General features: G+C 44.0%; 21 protein-coding genes and 1 pseudogene. 21 read left to right on the top strand and 1 reads right to left on the bottom strand.

Annotation, left to right across the window (positions count from 1 at the left end; translation table 11 throughout):
* The first annotated feature begins 91 nt into the window (after positions 1 to 91).
* The 20 genes and pseudogenes from ACYQ0C_RS18050 (at position 92) to ACYQ0C_RS17955 (ending at position 24290) form a co-directional block, all read left to right on the top strand.
* Positions 92 to 2773 carry an exo-rhamnogalacturonan lyase family protein gene (locus tag ACYQ0C_RS18050; protein ID WP_025076890.1) on the top strand — a complete coding sequence of 894 codons (2682 nt, stop codon included), beginning with the start codon at positions 92 to 94 and terminating at the stop codon, positions 2771 to 2773.
* Positions 2774 to 3149: 376 nt separating this feature from the next.
* Positions 3150 to 4781, top strand: a complete 1632-nt coding sequence (locus tag ACYQ0C_RS18045; RefSeq protein ID WP_016277750.1) for an SGNH/GDSL hydrolase family protein — start codon at positions 3150 to 3152, stop codon at positions 4779 to 4781.
* 233 nt (positions 4782 to 5014) lie between these two features.
* Entirely contained in the window at positions 5015 to 8326 is a 3312-nt protein-coding gene (locus tag ACYQ0C_RS18040) for a glycosyl hydrolase (RefSeq protein WP_016277749.1), read from the top strand.
* Positions 8327 to 8338: 12 nt separating this feature from the next.
* Positions 8339 to 10888: a glycosyl hydrolase family 28 protein gene (locus ACYQ0C_RS18035; RefSeq protein ID WP_016277748.1), complete on the top strand. Its 2550-nt coding sequence runs from the start codon at positions 8339 to 8341 to the stop codon at positions 10886 to 10888.
* 498 nt (positions 10889 to 11386) lie between these two features.
* Entirely contained in the window at positions 11387 to 12211 is an 825-nt protein-coding gene (locus ACYQ0C_RS18030) for a DUF4121 family protein (RefSeq protein WP_025076891.1), read from the top strand.
* Positions 12212 to 12230: 19 nt separating this feature from the next.
* Positions 12231 to 13169 carry a hypothetical protein gene (locus ACYQ0C_RS18025; protein ID WP_025076892.1) on the top strand — a complete coding sequence of 313 codons (939 nt, stop codon included), beginning with the start codon at positions 12231 to 12233 and terminating at the stop codon, positions 13167 to 13169.
* Between the two features lie 79 nt (positions 13170 to 13248).
* Positions 13249 to 16251 carry an N-6 DNA methylase gene (locus ACYQ0C_RS18020; protein WP_242357874.1) on the top strand — a complete coding sequence of 1001 codons (3003 nt, stop codon included), beginning with the start codon at positions 13249 to 13251 and terminating at the stop codon, positions 16249 to 16251.
* Positions 16252 to 16476: 225 nt separating this feature from the next.
* Positions 16477 to 16974, top strand: coding sequence for a hypothetical protein (locus tag ACYQ0C_RS18015; RefSeq protein ID WP_025076893.1), 498 nt, complete (start codon positions 16477 to 16479; stop codon positions 16972 to 16974).
* A 13-nt stretch (positions 16975 to 16987) separates the two neighbouring features.
* A complete protein-coding gene (locus ACYQ0C_RS18010; protein WP_025076894.1) occupies positions 16988 to 17302 on the top strand; it encodes a hypothetical protein in 315 nt (104 codons plus the stop codon).
* Between the two features lie 16 nt (positions 17303 to 17318).
* On the top strand, positions 17319 to 17687 hold the full coding sequence (locus ACYQ0C_RS18005; protein ID WP_025076895.1) for a hypothetical protein: 369 nt from the start codon (positions 17319 to 17321) through the stop codon (positions 17685 to 17687).
* A gap of 17 nt (positions 17688 to 17704) precedes the next feature.
* Positions 17705 to 17992: a hypothetical protein gene (locus tag ACYQ0C_RS18000; protein WP_025076896.1), complete on the top strand. Its 288-nt coding sequence runs from the start codon at positions 17705 to 17707 to the stop codon at positions 17990 to 17992.
* Positions 17993 to 18082: 90 nt separating this feature from the next.
* A complete protein-coding gene (locus tag ACYQ0C_RS17995) occupies positions 18083 to 19012 on the top strand; it encodes a hypothetical protein (protein WP_242357873.1) in 930 nt (309 codons plus the stop codon).
* A 37-nt stretch (positions 19013 to 19049) separates the two neighbouring features.
* Complete coding sequence (locus tag ACYQ0C_RS17990) at positions 19050 to 19640, top strand: hypothetical protein (RefSeq protein WP_242357872.1); 591 nt, start codon at positions 19050 to 19052, stop codon at positions 19638 to 19640.
* A complete protein-coding gene (locus tag ACYQ0C_RS17985) occupies positions 19637 to 20254 on the top strand; it encodes a hypothetical protein (RefSeq protein ID WP_025076898.1) in 618 nt (205 codons plus the stop codon). The genes ACYQ0C_RS17990 and ACYQ0C_RS17985 overlap by 4 nt, the downstream gene beginning before the upstream one ends.
* A 1-nt stretch (position 20255) precedes the next feature.
* A complete protein-coding gene (locus tag ACYQ0C_RS17980; protein WP_008766252.1) occupies positions 20256 to 20465 on the top strand; it encodes a hypothetical protein in 210 nt (69 codons plus the stop codon).
* A gap of 12 nt (positions 20466 to 20477) precedes the next feature.
* On the top strand, positions 20478 to 21500 hold the full coding sequence (locus ACYQ0C_RS17975) for an LPD29 domain-containing protein (RefSeq protein WP_025076899.1): 1023 nt from the start codon (positions 20478 to 20480) through the stop codon (positions 21498 to 21500).
* A gap of 46 nt (positions 21501 to 21546) precedes the next feature.
* The gene (locus tag ACYQ0C_RS17970; RefSeq protein WP_025076900.1) at positions 21547 to 22257 is read left to right on the top strand and encodes a hypothetical protein; all 711 of its coding nucleotides are present in this window, start codon (positions 21547 to 21549) and stop codon (positions 22255 to 22257) included.
* Between the two features lie 11 nt (positions 22258 to 22268).
* Positions 22269 to 22787 carry a hypothetical protein gene (locus ACYQ0C_RS17965; RefSeq protein ID WP_025076901.1) on the top strand — a complete coding sequence of 173 codons (519 nt, stop codon included), beginning with the start codon at positions 22269 to 22271 and terminating at the stop codon, positions 22785 to 22787.
* 243 nt (positions 22788 to 23030) lie between these two features.
* Positions 23031 to 23321, top strand: coding sequence for a DUF4120 family protein (locus tag ACYQ0C_RS17960; protein ID WP_025076902.1), 291 nt, complete (start codon positions 23031 to 23033; stop codon positions 23319 to 23321).
* Positions 23322 to 23366: 45 nt separating this feature from the next.
* Positions 23367 to 24290: pseudogene (locus tag ACYQ0C_RS17955) on the top strand (DUF932 domain-containing protein).
* Here ACYQ0C_RS17955 and ACYQ0C_RS17950 read toward each other — a convergent pair.
* Positions 24234 to 24533, bottom strand: coding sequence for a hypothetical protein (locus ACYQ0C_RS17950; RefSeq protein ID WP_185097793.1), 300 nt, complete (start codon positions 24531 to 24533; stop codon positions 24234 to 24236). The pseudogene ACYQ0C_RS17955 and the gene ACYQ0C_RS17950 overlap by 57 nt on opposite strands.
* Positions 24534 to 24676: 143 nt before the next feature.
* Between ACYQ0C_RS17950 and ACYQ0C_RS17945 the strand changes: the two genes are divergently transcribed.
* Complete coding sequence (locus ACYQ0C_RS17945) at positions 24677 to 25852, top strand: HEPN-associated N-terminal domain-containing protein (RefSeq protein ID WP_055300038.1); 1176 nt, start codon at positions 24677 to 24679, stop codon at positions 25850 to 25852.
* Positions 25853 to 25884 lie beyond the last annotated feature (32 nt).

Here is a 25884-nt window from a genome sequence, read left to right as displayed (position 1 = left end):
TGTTTTGATATTTGGTATTGATTATAGGGGATGTCTGTGTTTGTTTGTATTTTTACTGAAAAATAACAAGTTAATAAGCAAAGGAAGGAATATGAGAAAATGTGATTTTTATATTTATTTGTTGTTCCTTGTTTTTACAACTGTTGAAGCGTCAGGTGAAGTAGTATTGGATGGTTGGTTGAAAGAAGCAAGAAGAGAACAGAATATAGATAGTGGCATTCATAATGATGAAGGAATGACTGTTCCGTTACATTGGATCGGAGATACACCTCAAATGAGTAGACCGGTGAGTTTTGGTGTCCCTTTCGGGAAAGGAGAAGTGTATTCGGAAGACATTTTACAGTTGACCTCTACTGATAATGAAAAAATTCCGATTGATACATGGCCTTTAGCATACTGGCCTGATGGTTCTATAAAATGGAGTGGTATAGCTGGTGTAATTCCTGCCGGAATGAAAAATATGGTTGTTGAAAAAATAAGGAAAGAAGATAAATTGGGCTCTGAAGAGAAACCGGACATGGCATTTGTTACAGTGCAAGAAACAACTGAAAACATACGGATTGAGACGGGGCTTATTTCCGTTTATATTTCACGTAAAGGAAAGTACTTAATAGATAGTTTGCTGTATAAGAATGTGAAAGTTGGAGAAAAATTACGTTTGATATGTACTACTCAAAGCTGTCCTAAACTTGAAAATATGTCGTCAATTTCTTTTGTAGATTATCAGGGGGAACTAAAATCTGCAGAAGTGGAACGTGTGGGTAATGTGCGTACTTTGATAAAACTGGAGGGGGTGCACAAGGGTAAAACTGGTAGGGAATGGCTGCCATTTGTTGTTCGACTTTATTTTTATGCTGGTAGTGAACAGGTGAAAATGGTGCACAGCTTTATTTATGATGGTGATCAAGGTCGAGATTTTATATCTGCATTGGGTATTCGTTGGAGTGTTCCTATGCGTGAGGCTCTTTATAATCGACATGTAGCTTTTTCTTGTGCTGATGGAGGGGTATGGAGCGAAGCGGTGCAACCTTTGGCAGATCATCGTGTACTTAATAATAATCCGTCATTACAAATTCAACAGTTGGAGGGCAAACGTATTCCTGACTCTCAACAGTGTGATGAAAGAAGTCGTATATTGTTGGATCATTGGGCTTCGTGGAATAGTTACCGTTTATCTCAGCTTACGCCTGATGCTTTTTCTATTCGTAAACGTGCTAATGATGATAATCCTTGGATCGGAACTTTTTCGGGATCACGTAGTGAGGGATATGCTTTTGTTGGTGATATAACAGGTGGCTTAGGGATTTGTTTACATGATTTTTGGCAATCATATCCATCGACTATTGAGATATCAGATACAAAAAGTGAAACAGCTGTTCTTACTGCTTGGTTGTGGAGTCCTGAGACGGAACCGATGGATTTGAGACATTACGATAATGTGTCTCATACATTGAGTGCTAGCTATGAGGATGTTCAAGAAGGAATGAGTACTCCTTATGGTATATCTCGTACCTCTACCCTTACTTTTATTCCTCAAACAGGATATTCCGGGAGAAAAAATTTTGCCAATTGCACAAAGGAGCTTACCGGGATGGGAGTTTTGTTACCGACTCCTGAATATTTGCATAAACAGAAAGCTTTTGGAATATGGAGCCTTCCTGATCGTAGTACTGCGTTTCGAACTTGTGTAGAGGAATATTTGGATGCATATATTGATTTTTATAAAAAGGCCATTGAGCAAAATAAGTGGTATGGTTTTTGGAATTATGGTGATGTTATGCATTCTTATGATTACAATCGTCATACTTGGAGATATGATGTAGGAGGTTTTGCTTGGGATAATACGGAGTTAGCTTCGAATATGTGGCTATGGTACAATTTTTTACGTACGGGGCGTGCTGATATATGGCGTATGGCAGAAGCAATGACTAGGCATACTTCAGAGGTGGATGTTTATCATATTGGCCCTAATGCCGGATTAGGAAGCAGGCATAATGTGAGTCATTGGGGATGTGGTGCTAAAGAGGCTCGTATTAGTCAGGCAGCTTGGAATCGTTTTTTTTATTATTTGACTACTGACGAACGGTGTGGAGACTTGATGACTGAAGTAAGAGATGCTGATCAGAAGTTATATACATTAGATCCTATGCGTTTGGCACAGCCTCGTAGTAAATATCCTTGTACCGCTCCAGCTCGTATTCGAATAGGACCAGATTGGTTGGCTTATGCAGGTAACTGGATGACGGAGTGGGAACGTACAGGCAATCTTAAATATCGTGACAAGATTTTGGCAGGAATGAAAAGTATTTTGCTTCTTCCTAATCGGATTAGTACAGGACCTGCTGCTTTAGGGTATGATCCGGTAACAGGTGTAATTACCAGTGAATGTGATCAAAATTTGTTGAATACTAATCATTTAATGACTATAATGGGTGGCTTTGAAATAATGAATGAAATAATGGATATGGTTGATTTTCCTCAATGGAATAATGCTTGGTTGGAATATGCACAGATGGTAAAGGATGATCGTTATCGAACTCGTTTGAAAGCCTATGCTGCATTTCAGACTCATGATGCTGTAATGAAAAAGAAATTATGGAATGATCTATTTGCTAGAGTAGGAGGATCTAAATGTTCTTTAAAGGTAAAGACGTTACTTCCTCCTGTAGTTCCTGCTCCATTAGATGAATCGGATGGGCTTAGCACAAATGATGTTTCTCTTTGGAGTTTAGATGCTATTTACATGCAGGAGGTTATACCATCTGATAAGTGAGTTTTCCTATTAGTTTTTTATGCTGATTGAAGAAAGTTCATATATATGAAAAATTATATTGAGTATTTTTCTATTTTTAATGGTTCTTTGGAGGATTGTTGTGAATTTCATCGTGAAAATGAATAATAAAATAGAAATAATAGACAAGATGTTGAATTAAAATTTAAGTAATTGATAATCAATGGTATTATCCTCGTTTTATATGAACTCAAATGAATAAGAAATAATTTGTAAAATATTGGATTTCCTTTTATTGGCGGTATCCTAATAGTAGGATCTTTTGTATGTTCGTCATTTTCGTCCAGTAATAGCAGATTTGTTTCTGTATAGTTGGTGCAGTTTGAATAAAATAATATAAATAAAATAATTATTGAATATGAAAAGATACATGTTGGTATTACTCACGTTTTTTATTTTGTCCATGACAGCTTCTGCACAAAATAATGTAATGTGGGATGACACGTCCTCTAATAGTTGGAACTCTAAATTTGAAGAAGTAAATATTCCTTCTAGTAAGGACGGAAGTTTACAAAAGGCTTTTATTTACAGAAGTCAAAAAAGTGTATCTCAGCCTCTTATTGTCAGTCTTCATACATGGAGCGGTGATTATACTCAAAGAGATCCTCTTGTTGATGAAATAGTGGCAAGAGATTGGAATTATATTCATCCGGATTTTAGAGGCCCCAATCGAACTTTTGATTCTATGGGAAGTCAGTTTGTTTTATCAGATATTGAAGACGCAATTAGGTTTGCATTGAAAAATACTCATGCAGATCCTGATAATGTACACATTATTGGTGTGTCAGGAGGAGGTTTTGCTACATTGGCTGCATATATGAACATTGATTATCCTGTTAAGTCTTTTTCTGCTTGGGCGCCAATTTCGGATATTGAGGCTTGGTATTGGGAATCTGTAGGACGGCAGCAGAAATATGCCAAAGATATTATCAATGCAATATCTGTAAATGGAGTTCTTAACAGCGATGAAGCTGTTAGCCGTTCCCCGCTGAAACAGACTTATCCGATTCTTAAAAGAAAAGATGCACAATTATGCATTTACGAAGGTGTACATGATGGATATAGTGGTTCTGTACCTATAACTCATTCCATTAATATGTATAATAGATTAGTTGGAGAATTGAAGTATGGAACCTCTAACATGGATACAATCATGTTTAAGGCAGCCTTTGATTCGGATTTAGTCTCAGCAAAAGAAATAGTGGATTTAGTAACTAAACGTATTAACCCTAAAGCTGATAAAAATCAGACATTATTTGGAAGAGCGATATATTTGTTTCGTAAATATGAAAATATTCAATTGACGATATTTGAAGGTAGGCATGAGCAACTTCCGCAAGCTTTAAGCTTGATTCCTTATAAAGAAACTCATTCATTGCGCTATAATATATTAACAATTGGAGATTCTAATGGGGCAAATGAGGGGGGATGGCCAGATCAGTTAAAGGGATTATTGCCAAAATCTTGTATTATAAATCTTTCACAATCTGGCAGGTGTATTGGTTTTGATAATAATGGAAAATCAGAACTCAATGCGTTGTCTCATATTGAATCGTATTTAGATAAGGCAAAACAACTCATTGGTAATAAAAAATATGATTATATTATTGTTTGTTTGGGGACGAATGATGTTAAACATATCTATTCAGGGCGCCAAACAGAAATAGTTTCTAATTTTGAATTATTATTGTCCAAAATTAAAGGTTATAAATGGGATGGTAATTCTGTCCCAAAGATTATTTATGTCACTCCTCCTCCTTTAAGAGTAATGAATATTAAAGAAAAATATAAAGGTGGAAATCAAAGATTGTCTGAACTGATTCCGGAATTTGAAGCCATAGCTCAAAAAAAAGAAATTGTTTTTGTTGACATTTATAATCCATTACAGAAAATCTTAGATGTGTATGCAACAGATGGAGTACATATGGATAATGCTGGGCAACAAATTGTTGCATCTCAAATTGTTAGGGCTATAAATATACAAAAATAATTTTTTTGATTGTATTATGTGATATCGCTTGTTGAAGTCGTAATTTTTACATAATATTTATGTTTAGTTATGTGGCTAAGAGATTATATTTCAATTATCTCAAAGAACGATCTTTATGTGGGTATTGTGAGATTGAATAAAAGTAAAAAGACAGTGAGTCGCAGAAACAGTTGCCGTTCTCGATGTGGCTGTTAGAGTAAATGATAATAATGTTTTATATAAAAATTAATAGAATGATGAATAAACGATTTATAGAAGTATTGGCTTTGATTTATATCGTGGTCGGTTGTACAGGTTCTCCATCTCATCCGGATGTAGCAGACTCGGCAACTATCAAAGAAGCGTGGGATGAGTTTTCCAATCCGGCAGATTCTGCACGTACTAAGGTTTGGTGGTTTCATGGTGAGACGGAAACGACTCGTGAAGGAATTACTGCTGATTTGGAAGCTTACAAGCGTGCCGGTGTAGGAGGAGTGGTTTATTACGATCAGGTGCATGGAAAAGGAGAGCATGCATTACCCGCTTTTTCTGCTGAATGGTGGGAAATGTTGAAGTTTGCAGCATCTGAGGCAAAGCGTGTCGGACTTTCTTTTGAAATAAACCTTTCGAATGGATATGTGGCGGGAGGACCTTGGATTACAAAAGCTTTAAGTATGCAACGTCTGACAGCGAGTGATACTATTATTAGAGGAAAACAACAGTTTGCAGCGGTATTACCAGCACCGGGTGATGATGAGTTTTGGGATATTGCAGTATTGGCGTTTCCTGTTCCTCAAAATCAATGGATGACAAATAATAGTCAGCGTCCAAAGGTAACATGTAATTTGCCGGGAGTTTCCGCTGAAGATTTCTTTTGTAAAAAAAGCAGATTGACGACTATACCTCCCCAGCAGCCTGGCAAGTCTGTTTATATAAATCTGGATTTTGAAACTTCTTTCACAGCTCGTTCTATTACTTATCGGGTAAGTAAGCGGAGTAAGGCATCTACCGGTGCCATGAATGTTCCGGGAGCTCCTGCTGATGAATTTTATGGATCGAGTTATGTAAAACAGCCACCTTTGGGGCAGTTGGAGGTTTCGGATGACGGCATAAATTATAGTAAGGTGTGCGATTTAAAACCCATTTATCAAGCTGCTGCTTCTCGATGGGATCAGAAAACAGCTTCTTTTCCGGCAGTGACCGGACGATACTTTCGTTTGAATTTACATGATTGGTGTCTTGCCGGAGATCAACGTCCTGAAATGGCTTTGGGCAATGTCGCATTATCGTCTCGTGCCCGTATAGACCAGTGGGAAGAGCGTGCGGGCTTTTATTCCGAATATATTTTGAAAAACCTGACTCCGGCTTATACGGATGAGGAGATTATTGATCCGAAAACGATTGTTGACTTAACTTCAAAGATGGGAACGGATGGAAGACTGGAATGGGATGTGCCTGAAGGTGATTGGGTGATTATGCGCTTTGCGCATGAGTCAACAGGAGGACCGTCTAAGCATGGTCGTGCGAACTTGAAAGGCTTGGAGTGTGATAAGATGTCTGTAGAAGCAGTGACTACACAATGGAATAATTATGCTGCGAGGATGATTGATACGCTTTCCGCTATCAATTTGAAGCCTGATGGAGTAATTATGGATAGTCATGAAGCGGGGGCTCAGAATTGGACTCCGGGATTTGAACAAGAATTCCTGCGTCGTAAGGGGTATGATCTTTTTTCATATCTACCTGCCATGATGGGATATATTGTGGGCTCGGTTACTGAGACTGATGCTTTCCTTTATGACTTGCGTCGTACTGTTGCTGATGTTATTTCTGATAATTATTTTGGAACTCTCCAGACCTTATGTAATAAGGCTGGTGTGGATTTTACAGCACAGGCAACCGGTAACGGGCTAAGTCTTGTGGCTGATAACCTGCAAGCGAAAGGACGTGTTCAGAAACCGCAAGGAGAATTTTGGGCAAAGCATATACATGGCAGTTATGATATAAAGGAAGCTTCTTCGGCAGCGCATATTTACGGAAAACGTATTGCTTCGGCTGAGGCATATACGGATGCTAAGTTCAGTCATTCTTTGGCAGAATTAAAGAATCTTGCTGATTTTGCTTATGCGGCTCAGGTTAATGAATTTGTTGTGTGTGCTTCTGCTTACCAGCCTTGGTTGGATAAATATCCCGGCAGTACAGGAGGTGGCCGCCACTATTGTCTGAATCGGAATAATACTTATTGGGAATATAGCCGTCCCTTTTGGGATTATCAGGCGCGTTGTGCCGGATTGATGCGGAAAGGAATGTCTGTGGTGGATCTTTGTATTTATGTAGGACAAAATCCACCGGTGAAACTGCTGACTTATCGTCTTCCCGAAATACCGGAAGGTTATGATTGGGATGTGTGCACATCAGAAGCTTTGACAACTCGTATGTCTGCTCATGGAAGCGAGATAGCATTACCTGATGGCATGTGTTATAAAATGTTGGTTGTGCAGCGTAATAATGATATGCCTTTACACGTGTTGCGTCATATTGCTCAGTTGATTGAACAAGGAGGAGTGGTTTATGCTCCCCGTCCCGATAGCTCTGCTTCTCTTAAAGACAAGGTGGATGCTGTTGAGTATAAAAAGATTGTGGATCAATTGTGGGGGAAGGAAGACGTTGTTTCGGGTAAACGGTCTGTAGGAAAAGGAACGTTGTATTGGGGGATGCCATTGGCGGAGGCTTTGCATCAAGCAGGTATTCGTCCGGATATGGGTATTGTAAGCGGGAATACTCCGACAGATAAGGTCTATTTTGCTCATAGGCGCTTGGCGGATGCTGATGTTTATTTTATTAATAATCATAGTCCGCGACCATTTAAAGACGAGGTGGTTCTGCGTACCTCTTTATCGAATGCTTCTTATTGGGATCCTGTAACTGGTAAACGATATGGGTTGCCGGCTCGTTTGGTAGCGGAAGGATTACATGTTAACATTACATTGCTTCCCGGTGAATCGGGTTTCATTGTGGTTTCTGATGACAGTCAAGAAGAACTAATGTTGAAACCAACCCGTGAGAAAGAGCGGTTGGAAGCTATAAAGGGAGATTGGCAGGTTTATTTTGATCCTCGATGGGGAGGACCTGGAGAAGTGGTCTTCCCGGTGTTGACGGATTGGACGAAACATGCCGATTCAGGTATTCGCTATTATTCGGGTACAGCCGTTTATCGTAAAAAAATTAATTTAGGAAAGGCTGCGGCAAATGAAGAAATAATTCTTCGTTTTGACAGCTTGAATTCTATAGGACGGGTTTGGTTGAATGGACAAGAGGTTTCAACTGTTTGGTGTACTCCGTGGGAGGCAAATCTGACTCCTTTCGTGAAAAATGGCGAGAATAAGTTGGAAATAGAAGTCGTAAACTCGTTGATGAACAGAATGATTGGTGACGCTTCGTTGCCTGAATCCAAACGACTGACTTATGCCTATCCCGAAATAGCCAAATCGACAGACGGATTGGTCCCTTCCGGAATTACAGGTGAAGTGTGGTTGGTACGTCGCTTTTTACAATGTATTAATTAAATAATTAAGTTTATGTCATTAACAAATATTATTTGTGGCATAGCGTTGCTGACCATAGGTGAAGTTGGGCCTCAGAATATGCCCGATACCATAGAACCTGTTGAATCACAGTTTGTTATGCCTTTGTTCGAACGGCCTGTTTTTCCCGAATCTACCATATTGGTAAGAATGGAACAGGAAGGTATGTCCACTAAACCGATTCAGGAAGCTATTGATAGTATGAGTTGCCGGGGGGGTGGAACGGTGGTAGTTCCTCCCGGTGTATGGCGGACAGGACGTCTTATCTTGAAGAGTCATGTAAATCTGCATCTTTCGGAAGGAGCGGAATTACATTTCAGTGGTAATATAATAGATTATCTTCCGGCTGTTTTTACACGGGATGAGGGGGTAGAGCTTTACTCTCTTGGAGCTTGTCTGTATGCTGATGGGCAGGAGAATATTGCATTGACCGGAAAGGGAAAAGTGGTTGGACCGCCTACCAGTTGCGAGATATATAAACGTAATGAGAGTATGTCTAGTGACAAGGGGATAAGGAAACCGCTTGCCGACCGTATTTATGATGGAAAGAATGGTGAAGGAGTTTTTTTACCTAAGACATTTGCCCCTATTAATTGTAAGAATGTCTTTGTAGAAGGTGTTACATTTGAACGGGGACTGTATTGGAATATTGTACCACAATATTGTGAACACATTGTGATCCGGGGGATTACAGTGAACAGTTTCGGGCATGGACGTACGGATGGTATTGATATTGATTCAAGTAATGATGTACTGATAGAATACTGTTCGCTCGATTGCCAGGACGATTGCTATACCATGAAGTCCGGGCGGGGTGAGGACGGATTGAAAGTGAATCGTCCCACTAGTAATGTCGTTATACGTAAAAGTATAGCACTGAGGGGAGCAGGCGGTATTGTATGTGGTACTGAGATTGCCGGTGGAGTGAGAAATGTATATATGCACGATTGTGTTTTTGAGGGAACAGACCAGGCTTTTCGTTTTAAGACCCGTCGTCCACGAGGAGGTTTTGTGGAGAATATATATGTGGAACGGGTGCGGGCGAATGTGAAAAGACAGGCTTTGTATTGCGATATGCTTGGTTCTGCCCGCTGGGTAGGTGAGTTGGCACAGCGTTATCCGGCCCGTGAGATAACTCCGCTTACGCCGTGGTTTGCTAATATTTCCATTCACGATGTGGAGATTACCGGATGTAGCACATTGGTGGATGTGGCTGCATTACCGGAGAAACCGGTGAAGAACTTTTTTTTCGGCAATGTCAAAGCACATTGTGATCGGATTGGTAAAATATGCGATGCCACAAAATTTTCAATGAAGGATGTAAGGATAGAGAGTTGTGATACAGTAATGCGTATTGATAATTGTGACTACGCCTCTTTCTTTGGGTTCAGCAATGTAACTACAGGCAGTCCGGTGAGGATAGAAAAAACAGGAGGGGAATGTCGCTATTTAAATGTGCAGACATATCCTCTTGCTCCAGTAAATTATCAGTCCATTCGTCCTGGTGAAGTGTGGCTTGATACGGAAGGAAAGCCTATTCAGGCCCATGGGTTTCAAGTGACTTTTCGTGAAGGCAAATATTATTGGTATGGTGAGGATAAAACTTATACTCTGTTTGGTACCAATCGGATGTTTGGCGGAGTACGTTGTTACTCATCTACCGATTTTTACAATTGGAAAGATGAGGGAAGGATAATTGAACCTGCTACTGATCCACATTCACCTTTGCATCATTGTCAGAAATTGGAACGCCCTCATATTCTTTATTGTGCCAAAACAGGCAGGTATGTATGTTGGCTGAAATCACAAAGTAATGATGGGCATTTTGTTATTCTAGAAGCTGAACATTTTATGGGGCCCTATCATTTTGTCCGCAATCTGAAACCTGACGGTTTTGCTGTGGGGGATTTTGACATGTATGCTGATCCCGATACAGGAAAAGGTTATGTTTGGTTTGAGCGTCCTCATTGGGAGCAGATATGTGCTGAACTGTCTGATGATTATACCAATGTAAATGGCCGGTATTCGGAACATTTTGTTGGAAAGGTTCCACCGTTTACACGTGAGGCGGCGGCACATTTTGTAATGGATGGTAAACATTATATTTATACATCGGGGACAACCAGTTATACTCCCAACCCCTCGGAAGTGGCGGTATTCGATGATTATCATGGTGAATATACGGTGTTAGGGAATCCACATATAGGTGATGAGTATGCACATTCTTTTTGCTCGCAGATTACAAGTGTGATAAAAATTCCGGGAAAGGATCTTTATGTGGCTATGGCCGATCGTTGGCTGCCGCATACTAATAAAACGGATATACCCAAGAAAGACTGGCAGTCTTTCTTGACCCGGTACAAGGATCACCGTCCTTATCCTAAGGATTTTGTAACTCCCAAAGTGGCTGACAGATTTTATACACTTGTTAATCCGAATCAAGATGTATATAAGGCCACCTATGTGTTTTTGCCGGTCATTGTGAAGGATGGCGTACCGATGATAGAGTGGCGGGATGAATGGAAACTGGAAGATTATGAATAGATGATTTTCTTTTATTGATAAGCTAGATTCGTTTCTTTTTAGTATATTTGTAATAGTCAGGAGTATTTTATTTGACTATCAATGTATTATATGAAACCCGCATGAGAATGGGCAACGGATAAGAAAAATGCAAACTGTTTAGAATCACCATATTCCTCATGCTTTCAAATAACTCTTTATCTTTCTGCAAAGATAGTGTTTTTCCTCTGAATACCGGAATTTTCCGGGTATAATCTTCACGGTGATTTCAAAAATAATCCAAATCAAGAATGACATCTGTACCGTAGCCGAGTTCACGTAACTCACAGGCAAAGGTAACTCGTGTTCTTTCGTACAAGCAAGGTCAGGCCCTCCGGGTGGCGTGGAAAAATCATCCTCGCCCCGGAGGGCTTCGGTATTTTTCCCGCCAACCTTGCATGTACGGAACACGACCTTTTAAAGCCTGTAGTTACGGGAACTCCGGCCCCCGAAAAGCCGGACTAACAAAAAAACAATGTCATGTTACAGGCAACAAAGAACAAGTACGGTATCGAAACGCTCAAAAGACTGAACGTTTCATACGACCATCAGCATTCGCTGACACAGGAAGATGTGGATATGGTCAACAGTTATGTGGAACTCATCGAGCGGACACGTTCGGAAATCATACCACAAATTGGTGACAGGCTGGTGTATGTAACCGAACACGGGGATTATTACGGAAACGCCCTTATTGATGACAAGTATGTGAAGGAAGGATATCTTTCCGTATGCGAACAGCCGTATGTACCCTTCGTTTGGGAAGAAAACGGAAACATCCGTCTGAGTGTCAGCGGAGGATCATTTCACTCTGTAAATCCGAAGGAACTGAAATTCATGAAATGGACGGAAGGAGCCTTCAAGGACTGGGGACATTGCGGGGCGTGCGCCAACGGGTCGGTGGCATTTATGGCAAGAGTGCCGTTGTGGTTCTATGCCGAACCCAATCCCAAGTACGGAAACTTCACGACCGAAACCTACCGGAAATTTTACCTGAACAAAAGGAATGAGCCGGAAGAAGGCTACCGTTATCATGGCGACGGGATTGCTTTCCGTGATGAAGTCAAGTTCCAGCAATTCCTGCAAGACTACGAAGGAACGGTATTCAAAGGAAACTGGAAAGACCAAATCGTGGTATGGTGCTTCCGCAGGGAATATGTCTTCCTGCCACTGTCGGAATGGGAAAAGATTGATGCCCCGGCGGTGGAGCGAAGACTCAATTTCCATCCCGAGCAAGTGAAGATTGTCAAGGACATGGAGAAGCACATCACCTATTTTTACCGTATCCAATCACAGGATTTCTAACACTTAAAATCAAACAGATATGCAAACGACAACATCATTCAAACCCGGCAATGCTCCTGACCTGCTTTCAGGCATATTGAGCGTACAAGTAAGAAACGAGGACAAGATTACCGAGCAAGACCGCCTGTTTTGCCAGAACCAGCAGGACATGCTCTACAAGACGCTTGACCGGATAGACCGCTGGTATGCCATCTTCAAGGAAGAGGCGGAACAATACCGAACAGAACGGGACTTTTCATACGACGACAACGGGAAAATATCCATGCGTGACCTCTACTCGCTCAGAAACGGGAAGGACGATTATTCGCACAACGAGTTCAAGCCGTTCGATATCCTTAATGATTTGGTTGACAAGAACCGCAACGCCAACTCGAACTTCGCCAACCGTATCATCGCCTATTTCAACAGGACATACAACGTATCGGTGCCAGAACAAAGGATAGACGAAAAGACGCTCCGCATGGGTTTCCGTCCGGTCTATGGTACATACATGGATGCGGTCATTGAGCATTTGGGCGGCAAGAGCTTCCGGGAAACGGCGGTGGAAGAACTGCTTGCAAGAGTAGCCAAAGTAGTCAAGCCTTCCTGCTGGAGCAAGGTCAAGACGGAGCTGAAAAAGGACAAGATTGTATTTCCTGAAATTATCCGCTTCGATGATTTCTACCTGCAATACAACAAGTGTCAGATCAGTTACAACTATGGTGGAGAACTGGAAACCCTATGCGCAGGTATTGCCTACGGTGCGGATGACGTACTGTGCGGCAGCTCAGACATGATTATCCGTTTCGACCGCAACGATGTATCCGTCAGTGACTGGTACGACCTCACGACCACCAACGCCGAGCAAATCCGATTCTACAAGAACGGACGTATCGATGTCAAGTTCAAGGACAGCGCGACGGCCGAAAGTTGCTTCAAACGTCTCCGGCTTGATGAAATCACATTACCGGAGAACTGACCATGAGACAAAATCCACTGCACCCCGTAAGTCAACCCTTGCGGGGTGTTTTCATATTCAACCATAAACGATTAAAGATATGTATGCCATCATCCCCCAACAGATTCCGCAGGACATGCGGGCCGAGGTCAACGAAAAGATTCTGTTCTCCATAGACTCCGGCAAGGACCTGATTCCGGCGGAAAGCATTTACAACTGCTATACAGGCATTGGCGGGCTACACAATCTGAAGCAGTCCGACTTTGCCAACTACAATGAGTATGCGGAAGCGAAAAAGGAGTTTGAGATGGGACAGTTTTTCACCCCGCATGAGGTATGCCGGGACATGGTGGATATACTGGACCCGCTTTCGTCAGAAATGATTCTTGATATGTGCTGCGGTATGGGCAATTTCTTCAACCACCTGCCGAACCATCATAATACCTACGGATTCGACATAGACAGTAAGGCGGTGGCCGTTGCCAGGTATCTCTACCCGGATACCCATATCGAGAAATGCGACATCCGGCAATACTACCCGGAGCAACGCTTCGACATTATCATCGGCAATCCGCCATTCAACCTGAAGTTCGACTGCAAATTATCGCAGGAGTTCTATCTTGATAAAGCCTACGATGTGCTTAAGCCTGCCGGTATCCTGATGGTCATCGTTCCCGGCTCGTTCATGCAGAGCGAGTTTTGGGAGAAGACCCGTGTCGCGAATGTCAATGACGGATTTTCTTTCGTCGGCCAAACAAGACTGAATCCCGCAACCTTCTCCTCTGTCGGGGTACATAACTTCCATACGAAGATTATGGTATTCCTGCGCAAATCGCTGTATATCGAGATGCAGCCCTACAATGCGGAAGAGTTCATCTCCATGGCCGAGTTGAAAGAGCGCATCCGCGAGGCAAGGCTGATGAAACACAAAATACGCTTCGACCTGATGCGCGAGACCAACCGGATTGACAAGGAGGAACTGGAGGTATTCGAGTACAAACTCGCCAAGTACATGTACGAGTTGAAAGCCCACACCAAGCTGAACAGGCATATCGACAAGGCAGAGGCACTGGTCACGAAATTCCGTAACCAGAAACCACCGGGAAATGCCACCCGGGAACAGGTAAACCAATGGGAGAAGAACAAGTTGACCACGACCAAAGTCCTCGGTATCATCCGCAGGTATATCACCTCGCAGAATATCGTTCCACGCAAGGAAGTGGCCCTGGTGAAGACCTCCTACGGATTCAAGCTGAAACAGTATGCACCCCGCCTGCTGGATAAGGTTTCACACAAGGCGGCAAGTATCAATGACCTTGTGCTGGGACGGAGCGAACTTCCCGTACCGGAACTGCCGACTGAAAAGAACATGCGCCAGATACGTGCAGCGGAAAAACTGATACGCAAGAAACGCAGGCAATACGAAAACCAGAACCGGCAGTTTGCAGATATGCAACCAGTCCCATTTCTGCAAGAATACCTCGACCGTATGACCTTCATCAACAAGGACGGTGACACTTGCGAGTTCACCCGGCTCCAGAAACACGACCTGAACCTTGTCTTGCAGAAACGCTATGCGCTGCTGAACTGGCAGCAAGGTTCCGGCAAGACGGCGGCAGTCTACCACCGTGCCAAGTACCTTCTCAAATTCCATAAGGTACGCAATGCCGTCATTCTTGCTCCGGCCATCGCCACCAACATGACATGGATACCCTTCCTGACCATGAACCGAGAGAGATTTCGTGTGGTACGAAACAATACCGACCTTGAAACAGTACCGGAAGGTGTGTTCCTTATTCTTTCCACTTCCATGCTCTCCAAACTGAAACGTGGGCTGTCGAGATTTGTCAGACGCACATCCGGGAAACTCTGTCTGGTTTTCGATGAATCCGATGAGATAACCAACCCGTCTTCACAACGGACAAGGCTTGTCTTGAGTATTTTCCGCCGTCTCAAATACAAGATACTCGACACGGGAACCACCACGCGGAACAACATCGCGGAACTATACAGCCAATTTGAACTGCTGTACAACAATTCCGTCAACATGGTCTGCTGGTGCGACCGGATATACCACGAGAACAGAGACAAGGAGATAGAGGAAGAAAGCAACCGGCATTACGGAGAGCCGTTCCCGGCTTTCAGAGGCCATGTGCTTTTCCGTTCCTGTCATTGCCCCGGAAAATCCACCGTATTCGGCATAGAGAAGCAGAACCAGGACGTGTATAACAAGGATGAACTGGCGGAGCTTATCGGAAAGACCATCATCACCCGCAAGTTCAGGGACTTCGCAGGCGAGAAGTACAAGATACGTACCCATACGGTCAGCCCGGCTGAAGGCGAGCACGAGGTTTACCGCGTCATTATCGAGGAATTTTGCCGCATTTGCGAGCTGTATTACAATAGTACGGGAGACGCGAAGAAGGATGCCGGGCTTAGGCTCATGCGACAGATCAAGCTGCTCATCAAGGCGTGCTCCGTCCCGCACCTGATAGATGGCTATTTCGGCGACGGGATTCCGAACAAGACAAGATATATCAAGAAACTGATACGGAAGATTCCCGGCAAGGTGGCTGTCGGCTGTACCTCCATAGCGGCGTTCGACCTTTACGAGAATCATCTCCGCGAATGCTTTCCGGACCGTCCGGTGTTTGTGGTCAAAGGCGACGTGGCCTTCAAGAAACGGCAGAGCATCGTGACTGAGTTCGATTCCACCGTCAACGGCATACTGGTCTGCACACAGCAGAGTCTGAGCAGTTCGGTGAACATCCCGACCTGTAACGATGTGATTCTGGAATCGCTCCAATGGAATATCCCGAAGATGGAGCAGTTCTACTTCCGCTTCATACGTCTTGATTCCAAAGAACTGAAGGACGTACATTATGTCACCTACAAGGATTCCGTGGAGCAGAACCTGATGGCACTGGTACTTACCAAGGAGCGGCTGAACGAGTTCATCAAAAGTGGTGAGGTGAAAGAACAGTCAGACATCTTCGAGGAGTTTGACGTCACTATGTCCGTCATCGAGAGCCTGCTGGTCAGGGAACGTGACAGGGAGGGCAAGATACATATCAGCTGGGGAAGCCAGCGCATAACCGGCTAAAAATGAAAAAACATGAATAACCGCAGATTCCATTCCACAGGCAAAGGTAACTCCGCACCTTTACCGGCTGGGCAAGGTCACGCCGCAAGCGGTTTTCGGGAAAATCATCCTCGCCGGAGGCTCCGGTATTTCCCCGAAAAACCCTGCACAGCCGGGGCACGGACCTTTTGGAGCCTGTGGAATAAAATCCCCGGTTCCGCATCAATAACTGTAATGAAAAAGATTATGGACTTGAATCAGGCAGAAGTGGCAGTGACCACGCAGCATCTCATCGACATCCGGCAGGAAAGGGACAGCCTGCTGCGTATGTCCGATTTCGGCGACATGGGAGAATTCCTATGCACCTGCTCCGAATTGTTTCCCGAAGAGGAAACACCGGAGTACAGGTATACGAAATGGGAGGAAATCCCGGACCCGCTTATCAACAGGGAATGGCTTTGTCCCAACTTCTTCGATATAAGGGAGGCAATGGAGCAGCTGGAGGAACCCGACAAGGATTTTTTCTTCGACTGGTGCGACCGTTACGGACACGACATCAGTATGGAAGACCCGCACCTGCTGGTAGCGCATTACCTGGAACTGTTCGGGAACGTGACCTATATCGACGATGACTCCTGCCCGGACAGCGGGGATGACAGCCTGTTGTATTATCCGGGCATATCAGGCAACTATTTCGATAACTGTTTCCCTCGTTTTGAAGTATTCGATGACAATTACGATTAAAAGACAAACGCTTATGAACATCAATTTTCTCGGACCGGTCTTCCCGACAGACAGTTTCACGCAGATGGCTTTCGTGGAAATCCTGAACATCATTCTAACCTCGAACAATATCATGGATGTGAACAGGATGCTTATCGGAAGGAACGTCAATCCCACCTTCGGCTCTTTGTCGGGACATTTCCGCTGGTCTTATGCAAACGATCATTTCACGCTGTGGCAGCGTATGGAATACAATTCGCCCGTCTGTTTCGGACAGCGCATATTCAGCATCCATTTCGGTATGCTGGCAAGCCGCGACAGGAAAAGGGACAATATGATAATGAACTGAAAACATATATATCAACATGAGTTACCAGATAATCACAAAAATGGCATACAATGCCAAAAACAAGCAGATTGAGACCTGGCAGCATTCCAACAACGTATGGCCGAAAACAGACCGTTTTTATGACTTGGATGTAAAAACGGACAAACAGATGTTTGAATTCATAAAATTGGTAGCAAGCGGTTCGTGGCAGGTTCGCAAATGGAGAAAAGCGTTCAATATCCTTTTTGAGGAATATCCGGAACTGGTCATGTCATCATACGAACACGAGCTTGAAGGCAGGCCCTGGAAGGAATATTGTGCCATTTGCCGAAAACATGAAGGGCTTGCCGAAAGCAAGTGCAGTGAGATCGTAGCGCGGTTCAAACAACTGGCCGGGATTGTCTGACCCAAACAGATGAATATATGGAAGAGTTGAAGGTTTCAAACCGGCAAATTGCAATGATGGCTTTCGACAGGCTTCGCGAGGAAAACAAGAAGGATTCCGCGCTCCGGCTTGCCCGTTGTCTGTTGCAAGGCACAAGCATATCACTCGGCATTGGTGATATTGACTGGGATATTGACACGGCAATACGACAATGCGGCGGAGAGCCAAGTACCGGTTACAGGTACACCGCATATTTTCACTTCAACCGTAAGACGGAGATGGTAAAGGAAAGGTATGACGAGATAGTGAAAGAACTGTATGGGTAATAGTAATACGGAGGCGGCCGCAAGGTCGCTTCTGTCATTTATAACGGTATGTACGGGAAACAGAATCCTGCCGTACACAGGTAAAGAAAAATGGAAGAACAGAGAACGCTTACGTTGGATTTCGTGAAATCCCTCATGGAACCATCCTACACGCTGGTATGGACGGATTATAACGACAACCTTGACAACCACCTGGACATCATCCGGAAATGTCTGGACAGGCGGAATTGCGATTGCCTGTGGGAAAAGGCGGGCGAATGGTATGGCGATGCGGAATATGAAGCAGTTCATGGGATTATGGAAAAGCTGAAAGAAGAATGCTTTGTATTCAACGACTTTGACGAACACGAGGTCGATGCCTTTTTCGATGAACATGAGGATGCAATCCGGGACGAGATTTACAGCAGGAACGATTCGGACGTAGTGAAAGACCTGATAAGGTACACGGATGACATTCCCATCCGGGTGGAGATGCTTTCCGACTACGACTGCATCAACTCCAACTGGTTTGAATCGCAGGGCGGTTACAGCTACGAGGCATCCTACTTCGGGGATATGGTAGACAGCCTGAACCTCAATCCGGCGCAAGTAAAGAAACTGCTGACGAGCCACGGCTACAAAGTTTACGGGCGTTTCCCGAACCGGAAAAGCAGGAACGGGAAAGAACAGGTCTCATACGAGCAATTCTACGAGGAACTTATCAATTCCTGTTGCGGTGCGAACCTGCTGACCTATATCGGAAAGGTAAGTCTGAAAGAGTTGTATGATGCAGACTTCTCGCTGAAAGAGGTCATTATCCCCAAAGGGAACTGTTGCGGGCTGTTCAGTTCCACGTATGGCGGCGGAAGCCTGCTTGAAATGGAACTGAAACAGGATGTGAAGCTCAAGCTGGAAGTCAAAGGCTGTAACGGCTTCCGTTTCCGTCTGGACGATGAACGATCCAAGTACGACTATTCCATACAGTATGTGTATGGCGTGGACGATTCATTTTTCAACAATGCTGTCAGCATAGTCTCTTAATGGTAAATCAGTTATAAACAATCAAATAACGAAAATTATGGCAAAGTATGATGTAAGAGTAAGGTATGCCTTCGAGGGCACTTACACGGTCGTGGCTGAAGACCAAGAGGAAGCAATACAAATGGTGTCTGAGGAGTGCGGGCTGGTTCTGGGCGGTAATATCCACACGATCCTCGATGATGAAGATGTGGACTGGAATTTCGGGGTTCATCCTGACATGCAGTTGCTTTCCGTGACTCAGAGAAACGGAAACGAGTCTTCGGCATCCATTTATTTTAGCGGGAGGATCGAGGAACTGCGAGAGGACATAATAAACGAGATACGGCAGCTGCTCCATTCCCACTGCATGGACGAGATACGGTTTCCAAAAGAGGAGAGCGATCCGGTTTGGGTGATATGGTTCGACAAAAACGGTGATCCATACGAGTGTCGAGTGACAGGGCTTCATGTGACAGACAGCAGTCTGACGGTTATTGCCGAAGAGAAGGAAGGCGGTTATGAAGTGGAATGTCACAGCCCGTTTGAACTCGGCGCAAGGAACATCGACTGGCTCCACGAAATGTATGATACCGTATGGAGGCAATTGGAAGGCAAAGAAAATGTTGAACCTGAAACTAAAAAATCATGAAATACCATGCTGAAAATGCTGTCTCCAGCTTCTTCTACTATATGTGGAACGCTTGGAGCAAAGAGGAATGTAAGGTCGTGTTCGGTGGAATGTACAAGCATTTCTGGGAGAAATGGAACGCACAGGCCGAAAAGTCCATCTATGGTGCGGCGGAACGATTTTATTCCGAATTGTCAGAGAATAACCAAAAACTGTTAGCGGAACGTGCCGTATCGCTCTATGACGGCAAGGCTTTCAGGAAAGAACCGGATGATTCTAAAATTTGGGTATGTGCTGAATGCGGTTCAAAGCAAGTGGAGACACAGGCCTGGATAGATGCGAATACAGAAATGTATATCTGCGATACGGCACATGATTGTGATGGCAAATGGTGTGAAGAATGTGAGGAGAATGTTGACTTCTGTTCGTTGGAAGAATTCAAGCAGATAATGCAAAGTTGGTGGACCGGCAATGACATCAGGACTTTGGAAGGCATTACAGGACTGAAAGAAACGGATTATCTTTCCAACAATAGTTCACAGACATTTGCCGGTGCTACCGATAAATGGTGGTATAATCTGGATTACGACGGAAAGCGAAATGTCTATAACAAACATACCTCTAACAATGAATAATATGGGAGAAAATATCATTGACTTAATCTGCAACTCATGCAGTTGCGACAAGACAGAAGCGCAGGAGTATCTGGATTCCGAACTTCAATACCTGCACGAATTACAGGATGTGGATGATTTGAGGGAAGGCGACATTGAACTCGCTTGCAGCAATCTCGGTCTCGACCTCGACTATCAGGAATATTTTATCAACCGCCTCGCAGGGGCATAAAAACTCACATTTATGGCTTATTTTCAGAACATACATGGTCTGGCGGACTTGAAGAAAGAGTACCGCCGTCTGGCATTGCAGCACCACCCGGACAAGGGTGGTGACACAGCCGTCATGCAACAGGTAAACATTGAGTTTGAAAAACTCTTCGATGTGTGGAAGGATGCCACGGTTGTGTCCGCCAACTCCACCGGCTACGAATACGACTATTCCGGGGCCTCTGCAAAGGAATACACCGAATACGTGTATAACGAATACCGTTGGAAAGGTCGTAATTACAAAGGGCAACACGCTCCCGAGATTGTGGAACTGGTACGCACATGGCTCAAGGAAACCTATCCGAGATACAAATTTTCAGTCCGAAGGGAAAACTACCATTCCATTTATATCAAACTGATGAGCGCGGATTTCGAGGCGTTCACCAAAGAATCCGGCAAGGTGCAGGACACCATCAACCACTATAACATAGAACGGAATCCCGACCTTACAGACCGTGCGAAGGAGGTGATGATGAATGTCTGCGACTTTGTCATGTCGTACAACTTCGATGACAGCGATGCCATGACGGACTATTTCCATACCAATTTCTACCTGACACTGGGTATCGGCAGTTACCGGAAGCCTTACAAGGTGGAATTGCCGAAACTCGCCTGCAAGGGAAAGGAGAAGCAGGAAGTGTTCAAGCACCCCGAAGGCACGGCGCACAAGGCCCTGCGGCAGGCATTGGGTACGGCACGGTTCGGTTTCATCGAACACAGGAGGCATATCGGCGAGATGATACTCGGGGAAGACCATTACGGCTCACAAGGCGAGCATTATTTCTGGCCGAAAGAGTATTCAAGTGCCAAAACCGCGCAAAAGCGGATTGACAAATTAGAACAGGCCGGAATGCGGTGCAGACTCACGGGGTATAATGGCGGATACATCCAATTCCTCGGATATACCCCGGAGACGGAGGCTTTGCTGGAACAGGAACGGAAAGAGGTCGTTATCGCGCATCAGGCATGGCAGGCAAAGCAAATACAAACCAATTGAAACACTACCGATTGTATATACGAATAGTCAAAAAAAAGAATGAGTCATGAAAGCAAAAGTATTGAAATACAAGTTTGACGGGAATACCGTCGTGGCTCCTTATATGGAGCTGGAAGCGTTTGCGGAAAACGTCTATCTCTCGTTATCGGACAAGAATGAATACGGGAATGAAAACTATGATTATTTCCATGTGGTCTGCAAAGTCGAGAACGTCTATTTCTCTTGCGGACAGTATTCCCGGGAAACGCTTGGCAGGGAGGAACAAAAAGAAAGACTTGTCGGGTATTGCAAAAACTGGATCGCGAACACACTTCAGGATGCGGAAAACGGGAACCATGTCACCCTATTGTCTATCCGTGTTTTTAAAGAGCTCGGACTTGATACAGCTCGTTTGCTGCAAGCCCGTGAAGCGTACCAAAAGAAGCAGGAACAAAGACGGTTGGAGCAAAAAGAACAGGAAGAAGAGAAGCGCAGACAGGAGGAAGTGAAGTGGCAACAGGAACTGGACGGGGAGAAACTGAAATTTCTGAACGGGGAATATATCCCGGCAAATATGTTCCTTGAAATAACCAAACGAGACGGCTTTGAAATCCATATACGGACCAAAGGGACATTGAACCGTCATGTATGCGGGTTGAATAAGTCCGGGAGCATTCGTTTCTACAAGAAGCGCGGTTGTCGCACGCCAGATTTTTCCGGCTGCCACAAGGCTATTGCCGCTTACCTGACATTTCTGGAAACAGTTACCGAAAGCTGACCTTTCTCGATATGGCACAGGAACGAATGGACGACTGGATGGAATATGCCAGGGAACTGGCACGTGCCGAGCGTGAACTGCGGGTTGAACGCTGGGTATTCATTTCCATCGAATGCAAGGATGATGCCGGCAACCCTGTCCGGCTTCATTCTTATGACCTCCCGAGGGAACTGCACGAGCGTTACCGTTGGGTAGTCCGCTGGCGTGAAGCCCGGTTGCAATGCCTATACCCCAAAAGGCAAATCAACACCTATTATAGTTATTATGACAGACGTACCGGACTGCGTACCAATTTCAACTCCTCACTGTCAAGACTGTCAGCAGCCAAAGCCCAAATCTCCATCGCGGAGCGTAAAGAACGTGAGTATATCCAATACCAGCGTACAAACAACCTGTTCTTTGATGAAAATACAGATGAACAGCTGGTAGGGTTCCGTGAAAAACTGCGTATGAAAAAGGAAAAATACACGGCATTGGAACATGAAATCCGTTCTGAGATGGAATCCATGCAAAAATTGAATCGTATCTGACAAAACAGGCAACAACGGGGCTATTATTTTATTTCCCACCCTGCAAAGGTAGCCCCGTGTCCTGTGTATCCTGCAAGGTCAGGTCCCTTCGGGGTTGGCTGAAAGAAAATCATCCTCGCCGCTGCTGCGGTATTTTCTTTCGCCAAACCTTGCCGGATGCGGACACGGGACAGTCAGGCAGGCGAGAAATAAAAATACCGGCTCCCGGAGCCGGACGTGTTTAACAGATAAAATGCAAAAGTCATGAAAATCCTGAATGAAGAACATTTCGAGAATGTAAAGCGCTATGCCGAGTCCATCGGCGACACCTCGTTCCAGAAGTGCCTGGACAGGCTGGAAAGCTGGGAGAAGAATCCCGACCATCCCAATGAAATATCGCTCTACTACGACCATGCCCCGTATTCGTTCGGCTTCACGCAACGCTATCCCAACGGAAGAATCGGCATCGTGGGAGGCCTGCTTTATCACGGAATACCGGACAGGTCTTTTGCCGTCACACTGGAACCGTTCCACGGATGGCAGATACATACCTGAGTGGGACAATATCAACATAGTATTAACTTCATAAACTTCAAGATTATGGCAAATTTGGCAGTATTGGAAAGACAACAGCAGTTTGATTTCCAGCAGAACGGAATCGAAGTGATGGACTTCGATACATTACAGCGTACCTACAAGGAGAATGACATCTACAACAACCCGGTACAGGGCATCTACCATTACCAGGTCATCCAACGCATGATGGATATCTGCGAGAAGCACAACCTTGACTACGAGGTGGAAGAAATCTTCGCCGCCCAGAACCGGAACAAGACACAACCCGGCGTGAGCATACTCCCGCAAGTGGAACAAATCCACGGGGAAAAGGCGGTGGAAGCGCATATACTCCGCCGTATCTTCACCACCATCCGCATCAAGGACTGGGAAACCGACGAGCTGACGACCACGCTTGTCGTGGCTTATCATCAAGACGGGGTTCAGGCGGCCATAGGCCCTTGTGTGAAAATCTGCCATAACCAGTGCATCCTTTCTCCGGAAAGGAGCGTGTGCAATTACGGGAAGAAGAAGGTGACTACCGAAGAGTTGTTCGACACCGTGGACGGCTGGATGGCGAATTTCGAGGTGAACATGAACGAGGACATCGGGAGAATACAGCGGTTGAAACGCAGAATCATCTCTTTGGAAGAGGTCTATATGTACATAGGACTGCTGACGGCACTGCGTGTTTCCCATGACAGTTCGGACAAGAATCTGTCATCCTCCGTGGAGACCTATCCCCTGAACCAAGGGCAGATATCGGTATTCACGGAAGAGGTGCTGAAACTGGCCATGACGAAGGGGTAGATTACTGCCTGGGACCTCTACAATATCGCCACGGAGATATACAAGCCCGGGAAGACTGACTTTCCGGCTCTGATTCCGCAGAATGGTGCAATGGCGGAACTATTACTGTCGCACCTGTCCGAAGAGGCGGAAATCGTGGAAGCCATACCGGTAGGCTGAACGGATGGATACCATTGAACCCACAAAAAAGGGAGAACCTGACGGTCCGGTGCCGAAAGATTCTCCCTCTTCTTTTATATCCAATACCAGCGTACAAACAACTTGTTCTTTAATGAAAATACAGATGAACAGCTGGTACGGTTCCGTAAAAATTACGGATGAAAAAGGAAAAATACACGGCATTGGAGCATGAAATCCATTCTGAGGTAGAAGGCTATGCGGAAAAACAATACGATAATTCATATTAATTGCATTTTTGATGATAAAGAAAGACCTTAATCCAACATGATCTATTATATTTGCATTATAAATAAATGATATTCAATTTGTTCATGATAGACAAATTACAAATTGGATGAAACAATTATTATTTGAACAAATCTGATATGGGAAGAGTTAAAGCAATGATGATGGAGCAGGAAGATGGTTTAATGCATTCATTTGAAGAGGATAAAAATGTCTGCGCAAACCATTTTAAGGATTCGTATCTGCAAACTTATATTAATAGCAGCGGACATTCTGGAGAATGTTCTTATTGTGGGAAAACCCATAAAAAAGTGCTTTCAATGAAAGTTTTTATGGATTTTGTTAAAAGTAAACTTGCGCAAAGGCTATGTCCTTTGGATGAAGCCAATTTGCCTTTGGCAAGTTCATATTATGATGATGAGGACGAGGAAATTCTGGGATTCAGTCGCGCAGGATGCTATATTATACCCAATAGTGCAGAAAGATATGAAAGCGTACAGGATCTTATGTATGAATATAATCTTTATACTTCAGATGATAGCTTAAATGAAGATATTGCTTCCTGTTTCAATTACGATGAATTGACAAAAAATGATGTTTTTGAAGAGGATCTGGATGAAGAACTGTCCTTTGCATGGGATAATTTTGTTAAAATGGTGAAATATAAAAAACGGTATACATTTTTCCAAGATCCTTATTTTATACGTCAGGAAGAATGGAAAGATGATATTCTGACAGAAATAAACCAGCTTTGTGGTAATATTTTAACAATTATACTTCCTTCAGGAACTACTATTTTTAGGGGACGCCCTAACGATAACCCTAAAAAGCCAAGGACATCGTTCAAGGATTTGACCGCGCCACCGACAGAGTTCGCCAAAGAAAATAGAATGAGTGCAACAGGCATTTCTATGTTCTATGGTGCATTAGATTCGGCTACACCAGTTGCAGAAATAAGAAACTATGATTCGGGTGCAGTCATAGATTTAGGCGAATTCGTTCTGAAAAAAGAACTTGTAGTTGTTGATTTGTTCAAAATACCTAAAGAATTATCTTTTTGGATGCCTCAATATTTCAGAGAATATAAATTTCTTAAGAAATTCCATTCTGAAATAACTAAACCCATTACAAAGAATCCAGGAATAGAATATGTTCCGACACAGATATTCACAGAATATATTAGATTCATGAATAGCAAACATATTGACGGAATCATATATAAAAGTTCACTTACGGGTAAGAAAAATATTGTGTTATTTTATGATAATACCACGACGGCGGATATTTTGGATTTGAAAAATGTTAGTATTGTATGATTCTCATTTTAAAGAAGTAAAAAAGTATATGA

The sequence above is a fragment of the Phocaeicola sartorii JCM 17136 = DSM 21941 genome (assembly GCF_054653615.1).
This window is presented reverse-complemented; position numbering and strand designations above follow the sequence as displayed.

Excerpts from the sequence above, each read along its gene's own strand:
- ACYQ0C_RS18050 (WP_025076890.1), top strand. The coding sequence starts at position 92 with ATGAGAAAATGTGATTTTTATATTTATTTGTTGTTCCTTGTTTTTACA.
- ACYQ0C_RS18045 (WP_016277750.1), top strand. The coding sequence starts at position 3,150 with ATGAAAAGATACATGTTGGTATTACTCACGTTTTTTATTTTGTCCATG.
- ACYQ0C_RS18040 (WP_016277749.1), top strand. The coding sequence starts at position 5,015 with ATGATGAATAAACGATTTATAGAAGTATTGGCTTTGATTTATATCGTG.
- ACYQ0C_RS18035 (WP_016277748.1), top strand. The coding sequence starts at position 8,339 with ATGTCATTAACAAATATTATTTGTGGCATAGCGTTGCTGACCATAGGT.
- ACYQ0C_RS18030 (WP_025076891.1), top strand. The coding sequence starts at position 11,387 with ATGTTACAGGCAACAAAGAACAAGTACGGTATCGAAACGCTCAAAAGA.
- ACYQ0C_RS18025 (WP_025076892.1), top strand. The coding sequence starts at position 12,231 with ATGCAAACGACAACATCATTCAAACCCGGCAATGCTCCTGACCTGCTT.
- ACYQ0C_RS18020 (WP_242357874.1), top strand. The coding sequence starts at position 13,249 with ATGTATGCCATCATCCCCCAACAGATTCCGCAGGACATGCGGGCCGAG.
- ACYQ0C_RS18015 (WP_025076893.1), top strand. The coding sequence starts at position 16,477 with ATGGACTTGAATCAGGCAGAAGTGGCAGTGACCACGCAGCATCTCATC.
- ACYQ0C_RS18010 (WP_025076894.1), top strand. The coding sequence starts at position 16,988 with ATGAACATCAATTTTCTCGGACCGGTCTTCCCGACAGACAGTTTCACG.
- ACYQ0C_RS18005 (WP_025076895.1), top strand. The coding sequence starts at position 17,319 with ATGAGTTACCAGATAATCACAAAAATGGCATACAATGCCAAAAACAAG.
- ACYQ0C_RS18000 (WP_025076896.1), top strand. The coding sequence starts at position 17,705 with ATGGAAGAGTTGAAGGTTTCAAACCGGCAAATTGCAATGATGGCTTTC.
- ACYQ0C_RS17995 (WP_242357873.1), top strand. The coding sequence starts at position 18,083 with ATGGAAGAACAGAGAACGCTTACGTTGGATTTCGTGAAATCCCTCATG.
- ACYQ0C_RS17990 (WP_242357872.1), top strand. The coding sequence starts at position 19,050 with ATGGCAAAGTATGATGTAAGAGTAAGGTATGCCTTCGAGGGCACTTAC.
- ACYQ0C_RS17985 (WP_025076898.1), top strand. The coding sequence starts at position 19,637 with ATGAAATACCATGCTGAAAATGCTGTCTCCAGCTTCTTCTACTATATG.
- ACYQ0C_RS17980 (WP_008766252.1), top strand. The coding sequence starts at position 20,256 with ATGGGAGAAAATATCATTGACTTAATCTGCAACTCATGCAGTTGCGAC.
- ACYQ0C_RS17975 (WP_025076899.1), top strand. The coding sequence starts at position 20,478 with ATGGCTTATTTTCAGAACATACATGGTCTGGCGGACTTGAAGAAAGAG.
- ACYQ0C_RS17970 (WP_025076900.1), top strand. The coding sequence starts at position 21,547 with ATGAAAGCAAAAGTATTGAAATACAAGTTTGACGGGAATACCGTCGTG.
- ACYQ0C_RS17965 (WP_025076901.1), top strand. The coding sequence starts at position 22,269 with ATGGCACAGGAACGAATGGACGACTGGATGGAATATGCCAGGGAACTG.
- ACYQ0C_RS17960 (WP_025076902.1), top strand. The coding sequence starts at position 23,031 with ATGAAAATCCTGAATGAAGAACATTTCGAGAATGTAAAGCGCTATGCC.
- ACYQ0C_RS17950 (WP_185097793.1), bottom strand. The coding sequence starts at position 24,533 with ATGAATTATCGTATTGTTTTTCCGCATAGCCTTCTACCTCAGAATGGA.
- ACYQ0C_RS17945 (WP_055300038.1), top strand. The coding sequence starts at position 24,677 with ATGGGAAGAGTTAAAGCAATGATGATGGAGCAGGAAGATGGTTTAATG.